General features: G+C 71.6%; 15 protein-coding genes and 2 pseudogenes. All 17 read right to left on the bottom strand.

Annotated elements, in window-relative coordinates:
• Window positions 1-465 (bottom strand): annotated as a pseudogene (locus tag ABT085_RS22715) (hypothetical protein); the annotation flags it as partial.
• A 5-nt stretch (window positions 466-470) separates the two neighbouring features.
• Window positions 471-1,724, bottom strand: a complete 1,254-nt coding sequence (locus tag ABT085_RS22720) for a DUF4910 domain-containing protein (protein ID WP_351610772.1) — start codon at window positions 1,722-1,724, stop codon at window positions 471-473.
• Window positions 1,725-1,756: 32 nt separating this feature from the next.
• A complete protein-coding gene (locus ABT085_RS22725) occupies window positions 1,757-2,782 on the bottom strand; it encodes an NAD-dependent epimerase/dehydratase family protein (protein WP_351610722.1) in 1,026 nt (341 codons plus the stop codon).
• A 3-nt stretch (window positions 2,783-2,785) separates the two neighbouring features.
• A complete protein-coding gene (locus tag ABT085_RS22730; RefSeq protein WP_351610728.1) occupies window positions 2,786-3,433 on the bottom strand; it encodes a PIG-L deacetylase family protein in 648 nt (215 codons plus the stop codon).
• Entirely contained in the window at window positions 3,430-4,260 is an 831-nt protein-coding gene (locus ABT085_RS22735; RefSeq protein ID WP_351610733.1) for a sugar phosphate nucleotidyltransferase, read from the bottom strand. The genes ABT085_RS22730 and ABT085_RS22735 overlap by 4 nt, the downstream gene beginning before the upstream one ends.
• Window positions 4,257-5,492, bottom strand: a complete 1,236-nt coding sequence (locus ABT085_RS22740) for a class I SAM-dependent methyltransferase (RefSeq protein ID WP_351610735.1) — start codon at window positions 5,490-5,492, stop codon at window positions 4,257-4,259. Before ABT085_RS22740 ends, ABT085_RS22735 begins: the two co-directional genes overlap by 4 nt.
• Complete coding sequence (locus ABT085_RS22745) at window positions 5,492-6,760, bottom strand: glycosyltransferase (RefSeq protein ID WP_351610738.1); 1,269 nt, start codon at window positions 6,758-6,760, stop codon at window positions 5,492-5,494. Before ABT085_RS22745 ends, ABT085_RS22740 begins: the two co-directional genes overlap by 1 nt.
• A gap of 2 nt (window positions 6,761-6,762) precedes the next feature.
• A complete protein-coding gene (locus tag ABT085_RS22750; protein ID WP_351610741.1) occupies window positions 6,763-8,016 on the bottom strand; it encodes an O-antigen ligase family protein in 1,254 nt (417 codons plus the stop codon).
• Window position 8,017: 1 nt separating this feature from the next.
• Window positions 8,018-9,538 carry a right-handed parallel beta-helix repeat-containing protein gene (locus ABT085_RS22755; RefSeq protein ID WP_351610744.1) on the bottom strand — a complete coding sequence of 507 codons (1,521 nt, stop codon included), beginning with the start codon at window positions 9,536-9,538 and terminating at the stop codon, window positions 8,018-8,020.
• Window positions 9,539-9,551: 13 nt separating this feature from the next.
• The gene (locus tag ABT085_RS22760; RefSeq protein WP_351610747.1) at window positions 9,552-11,522 is read right to left on the bottom strand and encodes a heparinase II/III family protein; all 1,971 of its coding nucleotides are present in this window, start codon (window positions 11,520-11,522) and stop codon (window positions 9,552-9,554) included.
• The gene (locus ABT085_RS22765) at window positions 11,519-13,702 is read right to left on the bottom strand and encodes a bi-domain-containing oxidoreductase (RefSeq protein WP_351610753.1); all 2,184 of its coding nucleotides are present in this window, start codon (window positions 13,700-13,702) and stop codon (window positions 11,519-11,521) included. The genes ABT085_RS22760 and ABT085_RS22765 overlap by 4 nt, the downstream gene beginning before the upstream one ends.
• A gap of 25 nt (window positions 13,703-13,727) precedes the next feature.
• Entirely contained in the window at window positions 13,728-15,662 is a 1,935-nt protein-coding gene (gene asnB, locus ABT085_RS22770) for an asparagine synthase (glutamine-hydrolyzing) (RefSeq protein WP_351610756.1), read from the bottom strand.
• A gap of 3 nt (window positions 15,663-15,665) precedes the next feature.
• Window positions 15,666-17,219 (bottom strand): Wzz/FepE/Etk N-terminal domain-containing protein, encoded by a 1,554-nt coding sequence (locus ABT085_RS22775; RefSeq protein WP_351610759.1) that lies wholly within the window; start codon window positions 17,217-17,219, stop codon window positions 15,666-15,668.
• Window positions 17,216-18,580 (bottom strand): Wzz/FepE/Etk N-terminal domain-containing protein, encoded by a 1,365-nt coding sequence (locus tag ABT085_RS22780; protein WP_351610761.1) that lies wholly within the window; start codon window positions 18,578-18,580, stop codon window positions 17,216-17,218. The genes ABT085_RS22775 and ABT085_RS22780 overlap by 4 nt, the downstream gene beginning before the upstream one ends.
• Window positions 18,577-19,844 (bottom strand): annotated as a pseudogene (locus ABT085_RS22785) (glycosyltransferase family 4 protein). Before ABT085_RS22785 ends, ABT085_RS22780 begins: the two are co-directional and overlap by 4 nt.
• Window positions 19,834-21,153, bottom strand: coding sequence for a nucleotide sugar dehydrogenase (locus ABT085_RS22790; protein ID WP_351610767.1), 1,320 nt, complete (start codon window positions 21,151-21,153; stop codon window positions 19,834-19,836). Before ABT085_RS22790 ends, ABT085_RS22785 begins: the two are co-directional and overlap by 11 nt.
• Window positions 21,154-21,226: 73 nt before the next feature.
• Window positions 21,227-22,705, bottom strand: coding sequence for a sugar transferase (locus ABT085_RS22795; protein WP_351610770.1), 1,479 nt, complete (start codon window positions 22,703-22,705; stop codon window positions 21,227-21,229).
• Window positions 22,706-23,354 lie beyond the last annotated feature (649 nt).

Raw genomic sequence — 23,354 nt, forward strand, 5'->3', positions numbered from 1 at the left:
CTTGCGCCCGCTGCCCGCAGCGAAGAACGAGTACCTCCAGGCGTCCTGGAGCAGCAGTCCCGGCAGCATGACACCGAGGGCGGCGAACGCGGGCCCCACGCGGCCGCCGAGGCCGAGCCCGGCGGCCAGGGACACCGCGCCGAGGACGGCGCCGACGCCGAGCGCGGTACCCGTCGAGCGGCCCACGGCCCCGCGCCAGGCCGTGCCGGGCGGGCCGCTGAAGCGCACCGTGAGCGGATCGGTGGCCAGCCCGCGGGAGACGTTGAGCACCACGCCGTACGTCACCCAGGCGAGGCTGAACACGCCGAACGCGGTCACCCCGAGGGAGCGGGCCACGTAGAGGCCCACCGCGAAGTTGCTCACGCTGGAGGCCGCCTGGTCTGCCAGTCCCCAGGACAGCCGGCCGACGAGGGCACGCCTGGCGGACCCGGCCGGTGCCCTCGTCATCTCCCCCTCCGTGGTCATCGGTCTCACGCCTTGATCAGATCGGCGCCGTGCAGCGCGTCGGCCGCCGCGACGACGGTGTCGAACGGCAGCCCGGCGCGCTGGGCGACGTCCAGCAGCGTGTGTTCGCCGTCGGAGAGGCTGAGCACCCAGAGCATGGCCAGCTGCGCCTGCTTGGCGTCGCTGCGGCCGCCGAGCGAGTCGTACAGCCCGCGGCGGCCCAACTGCGGTTCGCCGTAAGGGCTGAGGTTGACGTAGCGCCGGTTGCGGTCCAGTACGGCGAACGCCTCGCGGCAGACGGCGAGCGTGTCCGCCATCGCCTCCGGGGAGACGAAGTCCGGGTTGTCCGCCGAGGTGTGGTACTCGGGGTACCCGGCGTACGGGGTTCGGCTGAGCGAGCCCACTCCGAGATCGAACCCGGGGGAGCAGTACTGCCGCTCGTCGTAGCCGTACGGGGTGAACTCATCGATCCGGTGCGGGCGTTCGGAGGCCTCGAGCACGTGCCGCAGCACATGGTCGATCTCCGCGTCACCGCGCCTGCTCTGCTTGTACGTCAGATCGCCCCGGTCGCCCGCGCAGGCCAGCACCAGCCCGTGCTTGACCCGGTCGATCCGCTCCACGTTGCGGGCCAGCCAGGTGATCGCCCCGATGGTGCCGGGCGCGAAGATGAACCGGTAGGTGTAGTACGGCGATTGTTCCGCCAGCGCCCGTGCGAGATACGTCGCCACCGCGACGCCGGCCAGGTTGTCGTTGGCCAGCGACGGGTGGCAGACATGGCAGGAGACGATCACCTCGTCCGCCACCTGGCCGGGGATCACATGCTCGGCGTAGGTGAGGTGGCCGTCGGCGAGGGTGGAGTCGACGCACACCTCGTACTCGCCGTCCGGCATCGCGTCCAGGGTCTCCTGCGACAGGCAGAACCCCCATTCCGGCTTGTAGTAGCTGGTGCGGTACGGCACCCAGGACGGGTGTTCCGGCAGGGTGTGCAGATGTCCGCGCAGCTCGGCCAGCGGCATGGTCGCCGACACCGGCACGCTGTAGCCGAGCACGTGCAGGCTGGACGCGGCGAAGTCGACGACCCGCCGGCCCGCGGCGTCGGCGATGTACGCGTCCCGGATGTTCCACTCCTCGGGCACCGTCCAGTCGAGCACCTGCGTGCCCGTGGGCACCTCGTGCACGGTGAGCGGGATGTACTCGCCGACGATGTCCAGGGTGGCGCGCATCCCGTCGCCGGTGATGCTCCGGCACAGCGGATACATCCGCCGCACCAGTTCGTGCATCTCCTCGCCGGCACCTCTTTTTGCACGCGTGGTCACCGGCGCCACCGCAGGGTGTCGTCGACGGTGCCCGCGTCGGAGGCGGAGCGCAGCACGGCGAGCCGGGTGAAGCGCTGCTCGAAGGCCTCCCGGGTCAGCCCGTGCTCGCGGTAGGCGTCGGCGAGTTCGAGCGCGCCCCGTTTGACCGTCCACTCGCAGTCGAAGCCGGGGATCGCCTCGCGGAACCGGGAGAAGTCCACCCGGTAGGACCGCGGGTCGGCCCCGTTCTCCCCGGTGATCACCACCTTCGCGCCGGACACCGCCTCGGCGACCTGCTCGGCGATCTCGGCGACCGTGACGTTGTTGGTCTCGCTGCCGATGTTGAACGCCCGGTCGTGCACCGCCTCGCGCGGCGCGTCCAGCGCGGCCGTGAAGGCCCGCGCGATGTCGGCGGCGTGCACCAGCGGGCGCCAGGGGGTGCCGTCGGACAGGACGAGCACCTCGCCGGAGAGCAGCGCGTGGCCCACCAGGTTGTTCAGCACGATGTCGGCGCGCAGCCGGGGCGAGAAGCCGAAGGCGGTGGCGTTGCGCATGTACACCGGGGTGAAGTCGCCGTCGGCCAGCTCGTGCAGGTCGTCCTCCACCCGCACCTTGGACTCCGCGTACGGCGTCACCGGCCGCAACGGGGCGTCCTCGGCGACCAGTTCGTCGCCGCCTGCGGCTCCGTAGACCGAGCAGGTCGACGCGTACAGGAAACGCCGCACCCCGGCCTCGCGGGCCAGCCGGGCCAGTTTCACGGAGGCGTGGTGGTTGATGTCGTAGGTGAGGTCGGGCGCCAGCGAGCCCAGCGGGTCGTTGGACAGCGCGGCCAGGTGGATCACGGCGTCCACCCCGGCCACGTGCTCGGCGGTGACATCGCGCAGGTCGACACGCGTCCCCGGCGGGTCGGCGGGCGTCGGGCCGAGCACGCAGTCGGCGAACAGGCCGGAGTCCAGTCCGACGACCTCGTGCCCGGCGGCCGTGAGGACCGGGGCCATGACGGTGCCCAGATAGCCCTGGTGCCCGGTCAGCAGTACGCGCAAGGTTCATTCCCCCAGGTCGAGAGTGAGTTTGGTGACCGCGAACGCCTCGGCGTAGCGCGTGTTGCTTTCGATACCGCGGATGCGGGCCAGCCCCAGGAAGGCCTCCCGGTCGTACCAGGGCCGGTGCTGCTGCGAGGGGTAGTGCTCCTGAAGCAACTGCACCTTCTGTTCGGCGATCTCCGGCGACAGCGGCTGGTAAACCACCGGACGGCCGAGATCGCCGTCCCACTTGACGATCTCGTAGCCGAGCACGAGATGGTCGCGGAACGCCGTGGTCATGAGTTTGGCCAGGCCACGGTGGTCCTGGTGGGCGTCCTCGGTGCGCGGGGCGAGGACGAGATCGGGTTCCGTCTGCGCGCGCAGCTCCTCGACGGCGGCCTTGGCCTCGTCCCAGTGCGCGGGCAGCCGGCCGTCCGGCAGCTTGTCCACGGTCAGCCGCAGGTCGGCGCCGGGGCAGAAGGCGGCGAGCGCGGCCCGCTCCTCCTGCTCCCGCTCGCTGCCGCCGCCGGAGAGCACCAGCGCGTCGACGCGGATGCCCGGCCGCGCCAGGCACAGCGCCAGCAGCGTGCCGCCGGCGCCGATGGCGATGTCGTCGCAGTGCGCGCCCACCGCGACGACGCTGCCCAGGCGCTCGGCCCCGAGCCGGATCACGCGGTCCCCGCCGCGACGCCGGCCCGGCCCGCGGCCACGGACGTCCCCGCGCCCGCGTGTTCCCACACGGCCCACGGGCGGTCGCCACGGGCGTACGCCTCGTCGAGCGCGGCCCGCTCCTTCACGGTGTCGGTCGGCTTCCAGAAGCCGCGGTGCTGGTGCGCCACCAGCCGTCCCTGCTTGGCGAGTTGGGCGCAGCCGTCGGCGACCAGGTCCCCGTTCTCCGGGATGTGGTCGAAGACCTCCTGGCGGAGCACGAAGTAACCGCCGTTCTCCCACAGCGGCATGTCGCTGACCGCGGTGATGCCCCCCACCAGACCGTCCTCGCCCAGGTCCACACAGTGGAACGAGGACTGCGGCGGCACCACCATCATCGACGCCCCGGCGTCGCGCCGGGCGAAGTTGTCGATCATCTGCGGCAGCGGGGCGTCGGTGAGCACGTCGGCGTAGTTGGCGAGGAACATCTCGTCGCCGTCCAGGTGGTGGCGCACCCGGCGCAGCCGCTCTCCGATCGGCGACTCGATGCCGGTCTGCGCGAAGGTGATCGTCCAGTCGGCGATGTCGGTGGACAGCAGCTCGGTCCGCCCGCCGCGCAGCACGAAGTCGTTGGACGTCGTCTCCTCGTAGTTGAGGAAGAAGTCCTTGATGTGGTGGGCCCCGTAGCCCAGGCAGAGGATGAACTCCGTGTGCCCGAAGTGCGCGTAGTAGCGCATGACGTGCCAGATCAGCGGACGCGGCCCGACCATCGCCATCGGCTTGGGGACGTCGTCGGAGGTGCCGTTGCGCATCCGCATCCCGTAGCCGCCGCAGAACAGTACGACCTTCATGCCTTGACCTCGACAATGCTCAGTTCCGGTATGGGGAAGACCAGCCGGCCGCCCCACTCGCGCACGAAGGACAACTGCTCGGTCAGCTCGGCCCGCAGGTTCCACGGCAGGACGAGGACGTAGTCCGGCCGGTCGGCGGCGATCCGCTCGGGCGCCAGGATCGGGATGCGGGTGCCCGGGGTGAACCTGCCGTGCTTGTAGGGGTTGCGGTCGACCGTGTAGGCGAGCAGGTCGGGCCGGATACCGCAGTGGTTGAGCAGGGTGTTGCCCTTGCCGGGGGCGCCGTAGCCGACGACCGTCTCGCCGCGCTCGGCCGCGTCGATGAGGAACCGCAGCAGGTCCCGGCGCACCTTGGCCACCCGGGCGGAGAACTCGGTGTACCCGGACAGCTCCTGGAGCCCGGCGGCCTTCTCCCGGTCCAGCACCTCGGCCACCCGCGCGGACGGCTCGCCCGCCACCTCGGCCGGGCGGGCCCACAGCCGGATGGAGCCGCCGTGCGTGGGCAGCAGCTCGACGTCCACCAGGGCGAGTCCGCCACTGGCCAGCGCCCGGATCGCGGAGGCGACCGTGTAGTACTGGAAGTGCTCGTGGTAGATCGTGTCGTACTGGTTCTCCTCGATCAGGGTCAGCAGATGCTGCACCTCGATCGAGACCCAGCCGTCGTCGGCGACCAGCGCGCGCAGCCCCTGGGTGAAACCGACCACGTCGGGGATGTGCGCGTAGACGTTGTTGGCCACGACCAGGTCCGCCGGGCCGTGTTCGGCGCGGACGGCCGAGCCGGTGTCGGGGGAGAGGAACTCCGTGAGCGTGGGCACGCCCGCGTCCCGGGCGGCCGCGCCGACGTTCACCGAGGGCTCGATGCCCAGGCAGCGGATCCCGCGGTTCACCACGTGCTTCAGCAGATACCCGTCGTTGCTCGCGACCTCGACCACGAAGGCGTCGGTGTCCAGCCCCAGCCGCTCGACGGCGCCGTCGACGAACGTCCGCGCGTGCTCCACCCAGGAGGTCGAGAAGGAGGAGAAGTACGCGTACTCGCTGAAGGTCTCCTCCGGCGTGATCAGCGGCGGGATCTGCGCGAGCCAGCAGTCGGTGCAGACGCGCAGATGCAGCGGGTACGCCGGCTCCGGCTGGTCCAGTTGGTCCGCGGCGAGAAAGCTCTCGCACGGCGGGGTCGCCCCCAGATCGACGACGCTCGCGAGTGACCCCGCGCCGCAGAGTCGGCAACGTGTCATCAACTTCCCCCATCCCGCTCGCCCGGGTGCACCCGTGGCGAGTCCGTTCGTTCCCCTACCGGCGGCGGGTTGTCCCCGCCGCCGGACCGTCCCGCGATCGCGGAGCGGTACCCCTCCAGCAGTCGCTCCAGCCCGACGGCCGGGCTGAAGTCCTTCTCGTAACGGCGCCGGGCCGCCTGCCCCATCTCCCGGTTGCGCTCCGGATCGGTCGTGATCCGGCGCAGACAGGAGGCGAGCGAACCGGGATCGCCCGGCAGATGCCGCAGTCCCGTCACCCCGTCCTCGACGAGTTCCACGAAGGCGCCGTGACCGGCCGCGACGGCCGGGACCCCGGCAGCCATCGCCTCCACGACCACCAGGCCGAACGCCTCCAGCCAGGTGGAGGGAGCCACCACGGCGACGGACCGCGCGATCGCCTGCCGGCACTGCTCCTGGTCGTACAGGCCGACGTAGCGCACGTCGTCCCGGCCCGCCGCCCAGGCGCTCACCTCCCGCTCCAGCGGCCCCGTGCCGGCCACCACCAGCGGCACGCCGACTCCGCCGGCGGCGGCGATCTCGTCCCAGGCGGCCATGAGCAGTCGTACGCCCTTGGCCTCCGCGAGCCGCCCGAGATACAGCAGATGCTCACCGGCGCCGCTGCGCACGATGCCCGGTTCGGGCACGAAGTTGTGCTTCACCGCCAGGCGTTCGGCCGGCATCCCGGCTCCCGCCAGGACCGCGCGCTGCGCCTCGGAGATGCAGAAGAACCGCTCCACACCGGTCCACCACCGCCGCCGGTTGGCCGACAGGCTGACCGCGAGCGGCACGGTGGCCAGCCGGGAGCCCCGGTAGCAGCCGTGCCGGACGGCGGGCAGCGGCGTGGAACCGACGCACTCGGTGCACGGCCGGCCGTCCCGCTGGAGTGTGCCGGGCGGGCAGACCTGGGTGTAGTTGTGCAGCGTGGCCACGGCGGGCACGCCGGCGTCGGCGCAGGCGGCCAGCACCGCAGGCGACAGCAGCGGGAAGACGTTGTGGACGTGCACCACGTCCGGCCGCTCGGCGCGCAGCTTCGCGGCGAGCTCCCTGCGGACCGCCGGGTTCCATGGCACCAGCAGCGGCACCGCGGCCTTGGACGGCAGGGACCGGGTAGCGATGGTGTCGCTGCGCCGCTCGAACAGCTCGACCCGGTGGCCGCCTTCGCGCAGCAGCACCACCTCCTGGTCGACGACCTTGTTCTCGCCGCTCGGCTGTGCCGAGGCGTAGCGGTTGTGCACCACGAGGACGTGCATGCTCAGCTCGCCTCCGATCTCTGGGCCCAGCGCGGGATGCGTCGGCGGGGGACTTCGGGCGTCGGGCGGGGATCGGCCGAGGCGGGCGTCGCCAGCAGCGAGGCGGCCACGGCCAGGTGCAGCAGATACGGCGAGGCGTCGCCCAGCCCGGCCTCGGTGTACGACGCGATCGCGCAGTAGCTGATCAGGAAGATCGCGCAGGCCCTGGCCAGCGACGGCGGACGCAGCAGCGCGACACCGCCCAGCACCAGGATGACCGCAGCCACCAAGGCGACGCCGATCAGGCCCTGTTCGTTGTAGACGGCCAGCCAGCTGTTGTCGATCGGCAGCCCGTCGAACGACTTGTCGCCGAGGCCGGCGCCGAACAGGAACCGCGTCGTCGTGCGGGGCTCGATCAGCAGGGCGTGCCAGACCTTGGCCCGGCCGGTCAGGCTGGAGAAGTTCTCCTGGCTCTGTCCGCGCAGGAACCATGTCTGGAGCGCGGAGGCGAACCCCACCGCGGCCACCGTGCCGATCAGCACCGCCCGGGTGAAGAACCGGCGGGCGGCGCCGCTGGTCAGCAGGAGCGAGCCGATCGCCAGCGCGAGCCCGACGAGCAGGCCGAGCGTGGCCGTGCGGGTGTGCGTCAGGGCGAGCAGGACGAGCGAGGGCACGATGACCACGGCCGCGCTGGTCCGGTCGGTCTGCCGGCCCAGCAGAAGCAGCACGGTGAGCCCGATGATCACCGCCGCGTACTGCCCGATCTGCGGCGGGGTGAGCGGCCACAGGGCGCCGACCAGCCGCCCGCCGTAGAGGTCGGGCAGGGCCGCGCCGGGCGAGGCGACCAGACCGGCGGCCACCGTCCCGAGCACCGCGAGGTACATCCGGATATGGTGCCGGACGAACGTCATGCCGCCGTCCCACCAGCGGGTGAGCAGCCACAGCGTGCCGACGAAGAGAGCCAGCCGGAAGCAGCGGAACAGGGCGCCGAACCCGGACTCCAGGTTCGCGCTGGAGATCACGCTCAGCAGAAGCAGCAGGGTGAGCAGGAACACGAAGGCGCTGGGCCGGATGCGCAGCCGGGTGTTGACCGCGAGGGCCAGCGCGAACGCGGTGACCAGCGCGCCCATGGTGACCATCTGGATCAGGGAGCGGGGCAGCGGGACGATGGTCTTCGCCCCGGCGGAGCCGAGCGTGTTGAGGATCAGCAGTCCCCAGACCGTGCCGACGATCTTCGGCGTACGGCCCGCGGTCTGCGGCGGGTGGTCCGCGCGCATCTCAACCCCCGTCCTGGGTACGGAAGGTGCTGCCCGCGTCCTGCCGGTAGGGCGCGGCCTGCCACTGTGCGGAGTCGAGGATCCGGCTCGGGTCGTGGACGACGAAGCTCCACGGTCCGACGTAGACGTTGTCGTGCCAGCGGTTGTGCTGCGTGCCGGTGATCGCCTCGGCCACCCGCTCGCCCTGGTAGGGCGACCACTCCGGATAGGTGCCGTAGTTGGCCAGCACCGCCATGCGGTCACACTTGACCGTGCAGCCGACCACGGACTTGTCCAGCACGAAGCGGTTGTCGTGGATCTCCACCCGCTGGGTCTTCCACCGGCAGTCGGCGTACAGCGGCGCGGTGGCGATGGCCGGCTGTGCGCAGCGCTTGGTGTTGTTCACCAGCAACGTGCAGTCCCCGGAGGAGGTGTTGGCCGGGCTGTTGCAGAACCGGTCGGCGTTCTCCCACAGGGTGATCCCGGACCAGTTGTCCTCCAGCACGTTGCGATAGATGTCGATCTTGTTCGTGCGGGCCCGGACCCGGGGTTCGCCGCCGGACTCGGACAGATAGACGGTAGCGAACGGGAACGTGTCGCCGCGGTCGGCGTACTTGCGGCCCTCGACCCAGTTGTTGCGCCGGATCGTGTTCCCGCGGACGATCGCGTTGTAGCTGGTCTCGTAGATCAGCGCGGCACCGTCGTTGGCTTCGAGCACGTTGTCCTCGATGAGGAAGTCGTTGTTGTTGGTGTCCGCCCACAACCCGGTCCCGCGGTTGTCGTGCACCCAGTTGCCGCGTACGTCGGCGCCGTCGACGGCCCAGAACTTCACGCCCCCGGTGCAGCCGCAGCCGGACTGCCTGCGCTCCCAGTCGTCCGTGTTGTTGCCCGTGATCTCGTTGCCCTCCAGGACCAGGCCGCTGATACGGCCGTTGCCCTTGTACGCGTTCATGCCGTACTGGCCGTTGCCGCGCAGACAACTGGCGCGCACCTGCTGGCGGGCACCGGCCATCAGTCCGGCGCCGGAGTTGTTCTGGATCGTCGAGTGCTCGATCACCCATCCGTCGGCCGAGTCGTGGTTGACCACGCCCTCGTTCTGCGGGGCGGCGAAACCCTGCACGGTGAGGTAGCGGATGGTGACGTCGGGGGCGGTGCCGGAGAACGCGTACTGGTTGGTCCTGCGGCCGTCGAGGACCGCGCCCGGCGCACCGAGGTAGACGTCCCCCTTCTTGGGGACGACCTGGGCGTAGCGGTCCCGGTCGAGCCGGTGCTTGCCCGGTCGCAGCCAGAACGTGGTGTTCGGGGGGCTGCTCTTGGTCTTCGCGGCCAGGTCGCCGGTCACCGAGGGGTCGACCGTGACCGCGCCCGCGGGCGCCGTCGCCGGCCCGGCCGCGGGCTCGGCGCACACCCGGGCCACGGCCGTGGCCGGCGCGGTGGTCGGCTTCGGCAGCGCGTCCGGCGTGCTCTTGCAGCCGGTAGCCGTCGGCAGGGCCAGCGCCAGCAGTGCAGCCGGCAGCGCCCAGCGCCGCCAGTTGGTCCCCAAGCGTCCTTCCCCCCTAGCCGTGGAATCCGAGTACGGTGGTGAACTTCTGCGTGCCGTCGGCGAAACCGCTGCCGATCAGCGTGGTGCTGGGCTCCTTGCGCCCGAAGCCGGCCGAGTACCAGCCGAGCGGCGGATCGCTCGCGCCGCGGTGCGCCTGCCAGTCCAGCTCCCCGGGCAGTTCGAGCTCCGCGGAGCGGTCCTCGCCGTCCCGGGTCCAGGTGAGCCGGGCCCGGTTCCCCACCAGGTCCGCGGTGATCGCCGGACCGAGGTGGAACGCCAGGCGCACGGCGGCCCGGCGCGGGCCGCGCACCTCGTCGACCACCTTCAACTCCTGTTCCGCCGACGTCAGTTCGACCTGGCGGCGGTGCACGAAGTGCTGGTAGCCGTCGTGTTCGGCGCACCAGCGGGCCGTCCCTCCGGCCAGGGCACCGGACGGCTCCGCGACCAGGACGCGGCTGCGGGCGTGCCTGGTCCACAGGAACGGGCCGCCGGATACGGACTGGTCGGCGCCGTCGAGCTCCAGGGTGTTGTGGCCGAGGGTGGAGCGGAAGTACCGCCGCCACTCCGGCTGCCCGTGGTAGCAGTACGTCCCCGGGTCGGCGAGCACGTCGACCCCGTCGTGCCGGACCTCCAGCGACAGCGCGTCCGCGTGGGCGTGCGCGGCGATCGACAGGAACCCGTGCGGGCCGCCGTCGCAGCGTGCCCAGATGTGCTCAGGACCGCGCAGGATGGTCATGCCCGCGTCGGCGAAGTGGGCCGGCCGGTCCGCCGGGCGGGTCACCGCCGGTGCGCTCTCGTCCTTCGCGTACGGCCGGACGAGCGCGGCCAGCAGCGGGGTGCGCACATCGGTGCCGGTCACCTCAGGCCACCAGTCGAGCCGGCCGAACACGGCGTCCCCGGTGGCCAGCAGCGAGCCCCAGCGGTCGGTGCCCGCGCCGTCCACGACCAGCCCGTGCCCGTCGTCCGCGTCGCCCTGGCGCGGCGGCCGCAGCCGGTTGTCCACGACGGCCGCGAGCGCGTCCGTCATCCGCAGCAGCACCAGCCGGACCGTCGCGGGGACCGGTACGCCCGCCGTGTCCGCCTCGGCCAGCGCGGCCAGCCCGAGCTCCAGCACCAGGCCGTGGTACTCGGTGGCCAGCTCGCGGTTGAGGCCGGAGCCGAAGGTGTTGGCGCGCAGCTGGCGCTCCAGCGACCGCAGCGCGTCGGCCCGCCAGCGCGCCGAGGCGGGGAACCAGTCGAACGCGCAGGCCGCGGCGAACTGCCCGGCGGTCTCGGCGATGACGTGGTTGTTCGCCGACGATCCTCGGCTGGGGAAGGAGGCCAGCCAGTGCTGGTGGTGCCAGATCTGGCGCAGCGCCACCGGGTTGTCCTCGAACAGTGCGGACACGCCCGGCCAGCCGTCGAGCAGCCGGCGGATCCACACCCAGGACAGCAGCCGGATGCCCAGCTCGATGCCGCTGGTCCAGTGCACCCCGCGCAGCGGCGCGTTGGCCGCCCACCACGACCGCAGATGCGCGGCCACCCGCTCGGCGTACCGCTCGTCCTCGGTGACCGCGTAGGCCGCGGCGAGCACGGTGAGGTACTGGTGCCGGGACAGCTCCCAGATCTGCTTGATGTCCCCGACCGCGTCCTCGTCGCGGTACGGCACGTCGAAGGCGTAGCCCCACGGAGCCCGGCGCCCGGTCTTCGGGTCGTACCACCAGTTCGGGTCGGCCAGGTCGTCGCGTGCCACGCCGAAGTACTCGACATGTCCGTCCAGCAACCGGTCCGCCTCGGCGACCAGCCGCTTCGCGGCGTCCGGCGGCACCGCGGCGATCGTCCCGGCGGGCAGTGACGCGGTGAACCGGGCACCGCTCACGCCCGGGGCGACCGGCCGCGCCGAGCGCCAGCGCCGTCTGCGCAGCGTGTCGCCGACCCGGCCGCCGACCTCCCGCGGTCCCATCCGGGACAGCCGCCGCAGGTACCAGCCCGCGCTCATGGTCATCGGGCACTCGCCAACGTCACCGGCACGCCGCCGGCCAGGCCGGTCTGCACGGCGAGGGTGGCCGCGGTGGTGGCGACCAGTGACTCCAGCGGTACCGGCATCGGACCGCCGGTCCGCACGGCCTTGACGAACGCGGCCAGTTCGGCGGACTGGCCCTTGTCCCGGGCCTTGGGCAGCCGTGAACTGACCCACTTTTTACCGCCGTACACGGAGGCGCGGACGAAGTCGTCGAGCCGCAGCACCTTGCCGTCCGCGACCAGGTCCAGCGTCTCCTTGGGGAAGCCGGGCGCGCCGGTGGTGACGTAGCTGATGGTGGCGGTGGAGCCGTCGGGGTAGCGCAGGACGATCTGGAGGTCGTCGTTGCCGGGCGCGGCGACCGTGTACACCGAGACCGGGTCGGCGTCGAGCAGCCAGCTCGCCGTGTCGATGAAGTGGCCGCCCTCGCCCGCGAACCGCGAGCCCTCGGTGCCCTGTTGGAGGTACCAGCTGCCGTGGTCCAGGCGGCCCGCGTTGACCAGGTAGCGCAGGTTCGCCGGACCGGTCCGGGTGCCGAACCGCTGCTTGGCCTCCTGGAGCAGGGGTGCGAACCGCCGGTTGAAGCCCACCTGGAGCCGGTCGTTGCCGGACTCCTCCACCGTGGCGAGCACGCCCGCCAGTTCGTCCTCGGTGAGCGCCAGTGGCTTCTCCACGAACACCGTCTTGCCGGCCAGCAGCGCCTTGCGGGTCAGGTCGGCGTGCGAGCTGTGCCGGGTGACCACGAACACCGCGTCGACGGACTTGTCACCGAGCACGGCGTCGAGATCGGTGGTCGCCTGGGCGAAGCCGAACTTGCGCTGCGCGTTGGCCGCGGACAGCGCCGTCGTGGTGACGACCGTGGACAGCTCGACGCCGTCGCGCTGGGACAGGTGCGGCAGCAGCATCGACGTGGCGTAGTTGCCCGCGCCGACGAACGCGAGGCGCACCGGCGACTTCACGGCCCGGGCCGCAGCGGGCACTTGGGTGCCGGTCCGCTTCACCACGGGCACGGTCACCTCGGGGGCCGGCGCCTCGGCCGTGTGCTCGGGGTAGCGGAACAGCACGGCCACGGCCTTCAGTTCGCCGTCCTTCAGGCTCCGGTACGTCTCGACCGCGTCGTCGAAGTCGGCGACGTGGGAGACCAGCGGCTCCACGTCGACGCGGCCGCGGGCGACGAGGTCGAGGAAGCACGCCAGATTGCGGCGCTCGGTCCAGCGCACATAGCCGATCGGATAGTCCCGCCCCTCCAGCTCGTACGCCGGGTCGTAGCGCCCGGGGCCGTAGCTGCGGGAGAACCGGACGTCGAGCTCCTTCTCGTAGTACGCGTTCCACGGCAGGTCGAGGCGGCACTTGCCGATGTCGACCACCCGGCCGCGGTCCCGGCTCAGCCGCGCGGCCAGCTCCACGGGCTGGTTGCTGGCGCCGCCCGCGGCCAGATACACCTGGTCCACGCCGTGACCGTCGGTCAGTTCGGCGACGGCCGCCTCGACGGCCGCGGAGGCGGGGTCGCCGCAGGCCGCCGCGCCAAGACGCTCGGCGAGCTCGCAGCGCGCCGGGTCGGGGTCGACGCCGACGACGCGGACTCCCGAGGCGGTCAGCAGCTGCACCACCAGCTGCCCGATCAGCCCGAGGCCGATGACCAGCGCCACCTCGCCCAGCCGCGACTCGCCCTGGCGCACACCCTGCAACGCGATCGAACCGACCGTGCCGAAGGCCGCGTGCCGGGGCGCGAGGCCGTCCGGCACCGGGGCGTAGAGGTTCTTCGGCACCCAGTTCAGCTCGGCGTGCAGCGCGTGCTCGTTGCCCGCGCAGGCCACCAGGTCGCCGACCTTCACGTCGTCGATCCCGGCGCCGACCTGCTCGACCACCCCGCACAGCGAGTAGCCCAGCGGCGTGTAGGAGTCCAGCTTGCCCATCACCTTGCGGTACGTGGCGGGCACCCCGTTGGTGGCCACGCTCTGCACGACCTTGGCCACCTGGTCCGGCCGGGAGCGGGCCTTGCCCAGCATCGACATCCCGGCCTCGGACACCTTCATGAGCTCGGTGCCGGTGGAGATCAGCGAGAAGGCGGTCCGCACCAGCACCCCGTCGGGCTTGCACCCGGGGACCGGCACGTCGAGCAGTGCGAGCTCACCGCTCTTGTAGTTCTGTACGACCTGTTTCACCGAAGTCCTCTTGTCTCTACTGTCTCTACGCCGTCACGGGGGAGTCCTGGCCGGCCTTGGAGGTCGCGCCGCGATACCAGTACTCGAGGGTCAGCACATGCCACAGATGCTTGGAGAAGTCCCGCTGCCCGGAGGCGTCCTCGGCGACCATGCGCGCCAGCGCGTCGCGGCGCAGCAGCCCGGAGCGGACGAGCTCGCCGTCGTTGACCACCTCGCGCACCAGCGGGGCCAGATCCCGGCTCATCCAGGCCCGCAGCGGGGCGCTGAACAGGCCCTTGGGCCGGTACACGATCTCCCGGGGCAGGACCGAGGTGGCCGCCTCCTTGAGTACGGCCTTGCCCTGCCGTTTGACGATCTTGCGGTCACCGGGCACCGCGAACGCCGCCCTGACCACCTCGACATCCACGTACGGCACGCGCACCTCGGTCGACGCGGCCATGCTCGACCGGTCCGTGTAGGTGAGGTTCAGGCCCGGCAGGAACATCCGGGCATCGCCCAGGCACATGCGGTTGACGAAGTCGTCGAGGTCGTTGTCCTCGTAGACGTCCGCGTGCTCGGTGAGCACGTCCTCGACGGTCCCGGCCAGGTCCGGATCGATCAGGGCGAGCAGCTCGTCCCGGTCGTACATGGTGTAGCTGCGCCGGAACGCGGTCTCCTCCGGCAGGTCGGCGAAGGACAGGAACCGCTTCGCGAAGCGCACCGACCGATACCCGCGGCGGGCCGAGGCGACCGGCAGCCGGTCCACGGCCGCGGACAGACCCTGCCGCAGCGGCCGCGGGACGCGCTGGTAGCGCAGCGCGATCACGTTGGCCAGATGCTTGCGGTAGCCGGCGAACAGCTCGTCGGCACCCATCCCCGACAGCAGCACCTTGACCCCGGCCTCCCGGGCGGCCGAGCAGATCAGGAACGTGTTGATCGCGGCGGGATCGCCGATCGGCTCGTCCAGGTGGTGTGTCATCCGCGGCAGCAGGTCGAGCACGTCCGGCGCGATCTCGATCTCGTGCAGGTCGACGCCGAACCGCTCGGCCACCTGCCGGGCGTAGCGCAGGTCGTCCGGCATCGCCTCGAACCGGGCGTCCTCGGCGCGGAACCCGATCGTGTAGGCGGAGATCCCGGGCCGGTCGCGGGCCGCCAGCGCGGTCAGATAGCTGGAGTCGAGACCACCGGAGAGGAAGGTCGCCACGGGTACGTCGGAGAGCAGATGACGCCGGGTCGACTCCTCCACGACGGCGGCTATGTCCGGCAGTTCACCGCTGCGGGCCCGCTCCCGGCCCTCGGCGGCGACCTCCCGCAGGTTCCAGTACCGGCCGCGCTCCACCCGGCCGTCGGGCCGGAACCGCATCCAGGTCCCCGGCGGCAGCTTCTCCGCCTCGCGGAACGCGCACCGTGAGTCCGGCACCCAGTAGTACAGCAGCGACGCCACCAGCGCGGCGTGGTCCACCTCCAGCGTGCCGCCGGTCACGGCGGCCAGCGCCTTGAGCTCGGAGGCGAACACCAGGCCCTGGCCGCGCCGCAGCAGGAACAGCGGCTTGATGCCCAACTGGTCACGGGCCAGCACCAGTTCACCGGTGCGCTCGTCGAAGATCCCGAACGCGAACATGCCGCGCAGCCGGGGCAGACAGTCCGTGCCCCAGCGCCGCCAGGCCTCCAGCAGCACCTCGGTGTCGGAGGTGCCGCGGAAGCGCACCCCGGCGGACTCCAACTCGGCACGCAAATCAGGCGCGTTGTACAGCTCGCCGTTGTACGTCAGGACGAGGCCGCCCGAACTCATCGGCTGGGCGCCGGTCTCGGACAGGTCGATGATGGCCAGCCGGCGATGCCCGAGGTGCACCTCGCCGTCACCGGCGGGATGGCTGTAACGGCCCGCCCCGTCCGGACCGCGGTGGGCGAGGGTCTCGGTGAGCCGGTCGGCCACCGCCTTCCCGTCCGGCCATCGATAGGTGCCTGCGATGCCACACATGTACTACCGAGCCTCCTGGTCGCTGTCCGGGAACCGTGTCGCCCGCATCGGCAGTTGCTCGGCCCGCCGCCTGTCCTCTCCCACTGCCTGAACGGCGTGGGAGGTACCCCCGCCGTTCTGCCGGGCCGACCGCTCGCTCTGGGCGCGCACCGCGGTGTGCGGCCCGTCCCACAGCGTGCCGTCGGTCCGGTCGCGCGGATCGGGGTCGAGCAGCACCACACCGATCACCGCGATGCGCTGGTCCGCGAGCTGCCTGGCCACGGTGTGCAGCCATGCGGTGCTGCCGTGCCCGGCCCGTACGACGAGCACGGTCCGGGTGCCGAGGTACCGCAGGTCGGTCCACGCCGTACCGGGCGCCACCGAGCCGACGCCGATCCTGCGGTCCTGGTGCGGCACGGCCGCGGCACTCTCGCCGCCGACCACCGCCACGTCGGCCGGCTTGCGGCGGCGCTTGACCGGCTGCGCGCCGGGCAGCCCGTCGACGACCACCACCGGCCCGTCCGCCGTCAGCACCCCGGCGAGGTCCAGGGCGAGCCCGCTCGTGCTGCGCGCACAGCCCAGTTCGAGCAGCGACACCGGCTCCGCGGAGCCGCGCGCGGTACGCGCCAGTGACGTGATGAGCCGTTCGCGGGCCACCCGGATTCGTCGGCGCCGCCACGGCCGGACCGACCGGCGGGGCAGCTCCGCGATGACGGAGGCGCCGAGGTTCGCGGCGATGTCCCGGCGCAGCACGGGGCGGTCCGCCACCACCGAGCCGACCGCGGACAGCGCGAGCCCGAGGACCAGCCCGAGGACCAGCCCGATCCCGGAGTCGGTGGCAGCGGTCCTGGGCAGGGAGTGCGCCAGGACACGCGGGTCGTCCACGATCTGCGTACCGGCGACGAGCTGGGGCGTGCCGATGCGCGCCTCCGAGGCACGCTGGGTGAAGTCGCTGATGCTCGAGGTGAGTTCGGCCCGGCGGGCGAACAGGGACTCCAGGTCCGACGCCGCCGTCGGCCCACTCCCCGGCGATCCGTCCCCGATCGCCTTGTTGACCTGCGCGAGTTCGTCCTGGAGTCGGTCGCGCTGGTCGAGCAGGGCCTTGGACTCGGCGGTCGCGGTTTCCTGTATCCGCCGCACATGGTCCGCGACGAACGCGTCGGCCAGCGCCTTGGCCCGGGCCACCGCCTCCGCGTCGGTGTCACCGGTCACGGTGATCTGAAGCAGGTTGTTGGTCAGGCCGAGACCGACGTACTCCTGCATGAAGTCCTCTGGTTTTTCGGAGGACTTGAGGGTCCGCAGGGCCTGGTCGGCGATCCGCGTGGTCTGGAGCAGCGCGACATCGGTGCGGATCAGCGTCCCGGGGTCGTTCGGCTGGTCCTCCTGATGCGCGACCAGCACCTTGGTCACCGCGGTCGGCGGCGGCGGCTTCAGCACCGCCACCGACCCGCCCGCGAGCAGCCCCACCAGCCCCACGGAGCACCAGAAGCGGCGCCGCCTGCGCACCGCCACCACCAGCGCCTGCACATCCAGCAGCGGAGCGGCCGGCGACGACTCCGAACTCGTACTCGTCGTCACGCTGAACTTCCCTTCCCGTCGTGACCAACCGCGAGCACCGGCGTGGCGGTGTGCCGAGGACGGTCGGCGGACCGCGTCGCAAGAGCCCGGACCGGGCCGGCGAGGACGATGCCGACGACCTCGTGCCCGGCGTCCATGCACGCCTCGGCGAGGCCGGCGAGCTCCGCCGCCGTCCAGCTGCCCGCGCTGAGCACGACCAGGGCACCGGACTCGTCGCCACGGTCCGGCACCATCGGGTGGGACATCGGGACCTCCACCGGCCGAAGGAGCGGATCGCTCCCGGACTCGGCGGCGAGCTGCCCGGCGGCCCGCAGAGCGATCTCGTCACCGCCGGGGACGACCACCAGCAGCTGCCGGGCGCCCGGCAGCCGATCCCGCAGCCGGGCACACACCCGCCGGTAGCGGACCTGTCTGCTGGCCTCGTCGCCGGACGTCTGCGGGGCCGGGACGTCCCAGCGGACGTCGACGCCCAGCAGCCGGCGGATCCACCGCGGGCCACGGCCCCGCGGCCGGTGTACGGGCCGTCCGCCCGGTACGTCGACGGTACCCAGCAGCGCCGAGCCCAGCGCCGCGGCGATCTCCGGCTGGGTGCGCAGCCGGCGGCTCATCCGGGCCGCGGTGAGATGACCGATGACTCCGAGCAGGAAGAACAGCAGGGCTCCGGCGGCGACGAGCTGGATCCTGGTCGGCGGTGCCTCTCCGGTCGGCCGGGCCGCCGGTCCCATGACGACCATGTGGGCCTTGTTGCCGGCCGGGTCGGTCTGGTCCAGCTTGGTCATGGCCGCCTGAAGCGTGGTGCGCAGCTTCTCGAGCTCCGTGCGGGCCTGCACGCTCTCGACGGTCCGCCCCGGATCGGCCGAGTCGGCCAGCTGGGTGATGCGGCGGCTGGTCTGCGTCACCGTCTGCTGGAGCGCCTCGCGCTGCGCGGCCGCCTCGGGGTCGGTGTTGTCGTCCACCACGCGCGCGGCGAACGTCACGAACTGCTGTGCCACCTGATCGGAGAGCTGTTGCGCGCGCTCCGGGGTGTCGGCCGTGCCCGAGATCTTGATGATGTTCCCGTCGGCGGTCTTGGCGCTCACCTGATCCCGCAGCTCGCTGTTGCTGACCCCGCGCCAGTGGAGCGTGGCGGCCGCCTGGTCGACCACGGTCGAACTGGTCGCGATCTGCTCCTGGGTGAGCAGCTCGCGCTCCTCCCAGGCCCCCGGCAGCAGTACCGACGCCGAGGTCGTGTAGCGCGGCGGGAAGAGCAAGGAGGTGCCGTACCCGGCGAGCGCGCCCACCACCGCGAGGATGGTGAGCAGCCGCCAGCGCCGACGGATGATCCGCCCGATCGTCACCAGGCGTATCGTGTCATCGTTCAACGGTGCGGCCTCCGCCCTGTACCCGGCCCGGGTCGCCCGCCGGTGCCGATGTGTCGTCACCGCAGGCGGCGGCGTAGGCGGCGAGCAGCGACGCCTGCGAGTTGCGCCAGGACAGCGGTCCGCTGATCCGCTCCTGGCCGATCTTGCCCATCAGGGCGCGCTTCTCCGGATCGTCCAGCAGCAGCCCGACGAGCCGCGCGAACTCGGCCTCGTCGTTGGCGGGGGCGTAGACGGCGGCGTCACCGGCGGACACGCGCGCTTCCCGGAGGTCGAAGGAGACGAGCGGCCGGCCCATCACCATGTACTCCAGGACCTTGTTCATGGTCGACACGTCGTTGAGCGGATTGTGCGGGTCGGGAGAGAGACACACGTCCGCGGTGGACAGGTAGCGCACCAGATCGGCGTCCGGGATGCGCCCGGTGAACTGCACCTGCTCCGAGAGCCCGAGCTGCCGGGACAGCTCCACCATCGCCTCGAAGGTGTCACCGCCGCCGACGAACACCGCGTGCCAGTCGCTGCGCCCGACCTCGTCGCGCAGCTTCGCCAGCGCCCGCAGGGCGTAGTCGACACCGTCCTGCGGGCCCATCACACCGAGGTAGCACAGCAGATGGGGCTTGCCGCGCTTGAGTTCCGGCTCCGGCGGTACGGGGTGGAAGCGGTCGATGTCGGGCGCGCTGCGCACCACGAAGACGTCCTCCGGCCGCCGCCCGCCACGGCTGACCGCGACGTCCTTGTAGCTCTCGTTCGTGGCGAGCACGACGTCCGCGGCCCGGTACGTCATCCGCTCCAGCGCGCACACCCCGCGGTAGAGCAGGTCCTTGCCGCGGCCGAACCGGGACAGGTACAGCTCCGGCACCAGGTCGTGCTGGTCGAAGACGAATCGCGCGCCGCGCCGCTTCAGCCACCGCGCGGGCAGGAACAGCAGGTCGGGCGGGTTGCAGGCATGGACCACGTCGACCGGACCGATCCTCCGGGCCAGCCGCAGCGTGTGCCACAGCGCCGATCCGTACTCCCGCAGATAGCCGGCCGGTCCGCCGGTGGCCGCGCGCAACGGGTAGCGGTGGATCCGCACCCCGTCGATCACGGCCTCCGGCTCCGTGTCCCGCTTGCTGCCCTGCGGACAGATGACGTGCACCGTCCAGCCCGCGTCGCGCAGCGTCGTGCACTCCTGCCACACCCGCCGGTCGAACGGCACCGACAGGTTCTCCACCAGGATCAGCGCGCGACGGTCTTGCCGGTCGCCGCCGGTCGTTCTACCAAGCAAGGCCCACGTATCCCGGTTCGGCCCGGCGCGCCTCGGCGTCGGGAAGGCGGATGAGGTCGACTATCAGCGGGCCGTCGCCCCCGCGGGGGAGTGCCGACAGCACGGCCGGGTCCTTCGTCCCGACCAGGCACACCTCGGCGTGGTCGAGGACCTCCTCGGCGGAGTCCGCGAGCAGTTGCGCGAGGTGCGGCAGCCGGTTCTCGATGTACTCGCGGTTGGCGCCCAGCAGCCGCGACAGGCTCACGTTGGCGTCGTGGATCCGCAGGTCGTAGCCCTTGCCGAAGAGCCGCTCCGCCAGCTCGACGAGCGGGCTCTCGCGCAGGTCGTCGGTGCCGGGCTTGAAGGACAGCCCGAACAGGCCCACCTTGCGCTTGCCGGTGCGCTCGACCAGCTCCACCGCGCGCTGGAGATGGTCGGCGTTGGAGGGCAGCACATGCGACAGGATCGGCACCGAGATGTCCGCCCGCTGCGCCGCGTGGACCAGGCTGCGCAGGTCCTTGGGCAGGCAGGAGCCGCCGAAGGCGAAGCCGGGCCGCAGATAGGCGGGGCTGATGTTCAGCTTGCGGTCGGCCAGGAACACGTCCATCACCTGGTGCGAGTCCACCCCGAGCGCCTGGCAGACCGCGCCCAGCTCGTTCGCGAAGCCGATCTTGAGGCCGTGGAACGCGTTGTCCGCGTACTTGATCGCCTCGGCCGTCGGGATCGGCACCCGGAACACCTCGCCGGGCAGGCCCTCGTACAGCGCCGCCACCACATCGCCGCTCGCCCTGTCGAGCTCGCCGATGACGGTCTTGGGCGGGTCGAAGAAGTCCCGCACGCTGGTGCCCTCGCGCAGGAACTCGGGGTTGACCGCGACCCCGACGTCCACCCCGGCCGTGCCGCCGACGGACTTCTCCAGGATCGGCACCAGCAGGTTCAGACAGGTGCCCGGGAGCATGGTGCTGCGGAACACGACCGTGTGCCGCCCGCCCCGCTCGGCCAGCGCGCCACCGATCTGCTCGGTGACCCGCTCCAAGTACGTCGTGCACAGGCTGCCGTTGGGCTCCGAGGGCGTGCCCACGCAGATCAGCGACACCTCGCTGCCCGCGATCGCCTCGCGCACGTCGGTGGTCGCGCGTAAGGCCCCACTGCGTACGACGTCGGCGACGAGTTCGCCGATCCCCTCCTCGACCACCGGGGCCTTGCCGTCGTTGACCAGGTCGACCTTCACCTGGTTGACGTCCACCCCGATGACCTCGTGGCCCTGGCCGGCCAGGCACGCGGCCGACACACAGCCCACGTAGCCGAGCCCGAAAACGCTGATCCTCATGACCCGTTCCTCCCCCAGGGCAGGCCGCTCCGGCCTGCCGTCCGCGCCCCTGCCCGACGACGCTCCGCGCACATCAGTAGGCCCCCTGCCCGTACAGCACCGCACGCAGCGTCTTCCACAAGATCACCGTGTCCAGGGCGAGCGACCAGTCCTCCACGTACCGCAGGTCCAGCCGGACCGCCTCCTCCCACGAGAGGTCACTGCGTCCGCTGATCTGCCACAGGCCGGTGAGTCCGGGCTTGACCAGCAACCGCCGCCGGATGTCCGGGCCGTAGGCGGCGGACTCCTCCGGCAGCGGCGGCCGCGGACCGACGAGCGACATCGATCCGGCGAGCACGTTGAACAGCTGAGGGAGTTCGTCGATCGAGTACCGGCGCAGCACCGCCCCCACCCGGGTCACCCGGGGATCGCGGCGGAGCTTGAACAGCAGGCCCGCGCCCTCGTTGCGGTCGGCCAGCGCGGCACGTGCCGCGTCGGCCCCGACTACCATGGTGCGGAACTTGAGGATGGTGAACTCGCGGCCGTTCTTGCCGACCCGGCGCTGGCGGTAGAACGCCCCGCCCCGGCTGTCCGCCAGCACGAGCAGGCCGACGAACAGCATCAGCGGCGCGAACAGCAGGATCAGGATCGCCGCGCCCAGCCGGTCGACGATCATCTTGACCGTACGGCGGCCCCCCGTGAAGGTCGGCATGCTCACCCGCAGCAGCGGGATCCCGAGCACCGCGTCGACGTGCAGCCGCGGGCCGGCCACCTCCATCAGCACGGGGGCCACGACCATCTCGGCGTCGCTGCCCTCGAGGTTCCAGGCCAGCCGCTGCAACTTGTCCGGCGACCAGTGCGGGTCAGGGGTGACGGCGACGACACGGTAGCCGTCGCGGTGGACGTGGTTCGCGACGTCCGTCAGCCGGCCGACGACCGGTACCCCGTCCACCTGGTCACCGTCGGGTCCGAGACCGTCCGTCGTACACACCGCTTCCACCCGCCAGCCGATGTGCGGGAACTTGCGGGTCCGGTTGATCAGGTCGCGCACGGTGGCCAGGCTTCCGGCGGCGAGCACCGGTCTCAGGCATCTGCCTTCCTTGCGCTGCCTGTGCAGCCAGATACGCAGCAGATACCGCGTGATCATGGTGACGAACGCGATCGCGGGGATCGCGACGAAGATCCAGAGTTTGATGTTGCGCGAGGTCAGGGCGATCCCGCCCAGCGCCAGTACGACGGTCGCCGCGAACAGCGAGCGTCCGAGCCTGCGGAACTCCTCGGCACCCTGCCCGAGCACGGCCGGAGCCCACGACCGGCTCACCGTGAGCGTGGCCAGCACCAGTAACTCGGTGCCGAACGCGAGAATCCCCCACTTCTCATGCCAGTTGGCCGCGTCCCGGGCCCCGAAGAAGTTTCCTATGGCCGCCACCACGAAGGCGGTGGCCACCATGTCACTGGTGATCACGGTACGGCGGTACCGCTGCTCCCAGTCCGTTGCCGGTTGATCGATCGCCCCGGTCGTCAGACGCCCGTGTTCAGACGGAAACGGGCGTACCAGTCCCCCTTGCCGCACAGAACCCCCCAGGTTCCAGTGGGTCGACGTGTTCGCCTAGCACTGACCTTCTCTGTGGGAGGCCCCCGCCTCCCGTGCCGCGCTGTTCCTCCTCGCGGAAGATCCCGCCCCCCGCGCATGACATTTCGGCTATTGCAGAGCTATGTGAACAACCCACCCCGGCGACAGCGCACTTGCGTGTTCCGCCAGGCATTCGAGGCACATGGAAGTCCGTCGAAGACCTTGGTGCTCCCCACGGCCAAGGCTCCCCCCTCGGACCCCAAGAACCGATCACCCCCACGTCTGGCGCCGGAGACGAAAACGCTCTCTACCCCGTAACGCCGGACCTATGGACCATTGTTGGTCGCCTCGCCTTCGAACAGGTGAAGCACGGTCAATCTAGACCATCGGGGCCAGTCTGAAGAGAGGGATGTGTGGAATTTGTGCCCAAGACTTGGTGTCGGATCGTCGATCGATGACCGCATACAGGTGCTTTGCGCCAACGCCCGCTCCGCCGGCCCGCCCGGCGTCCGGGCGGGGTGTCGATTGCGGCAGCGGTCGATGAGCCGCGGCGGGGCTCGTGCGGCGTATGGGGCGACAGGCCCTGCCGGCCCCCGGCCCCCGGGACGAAGGCCGGGGCGCGGCACCGACGGTGCCACGCCCCGCGATC

This window comes from Streptomyces sp. NPDC002265, from assembly GCF_040296125.1.
GTDB lineage: Bacteria > Actinomycetota > Actinomycetes > Streptomycetales > Streptomycetaceae > Streptomyces.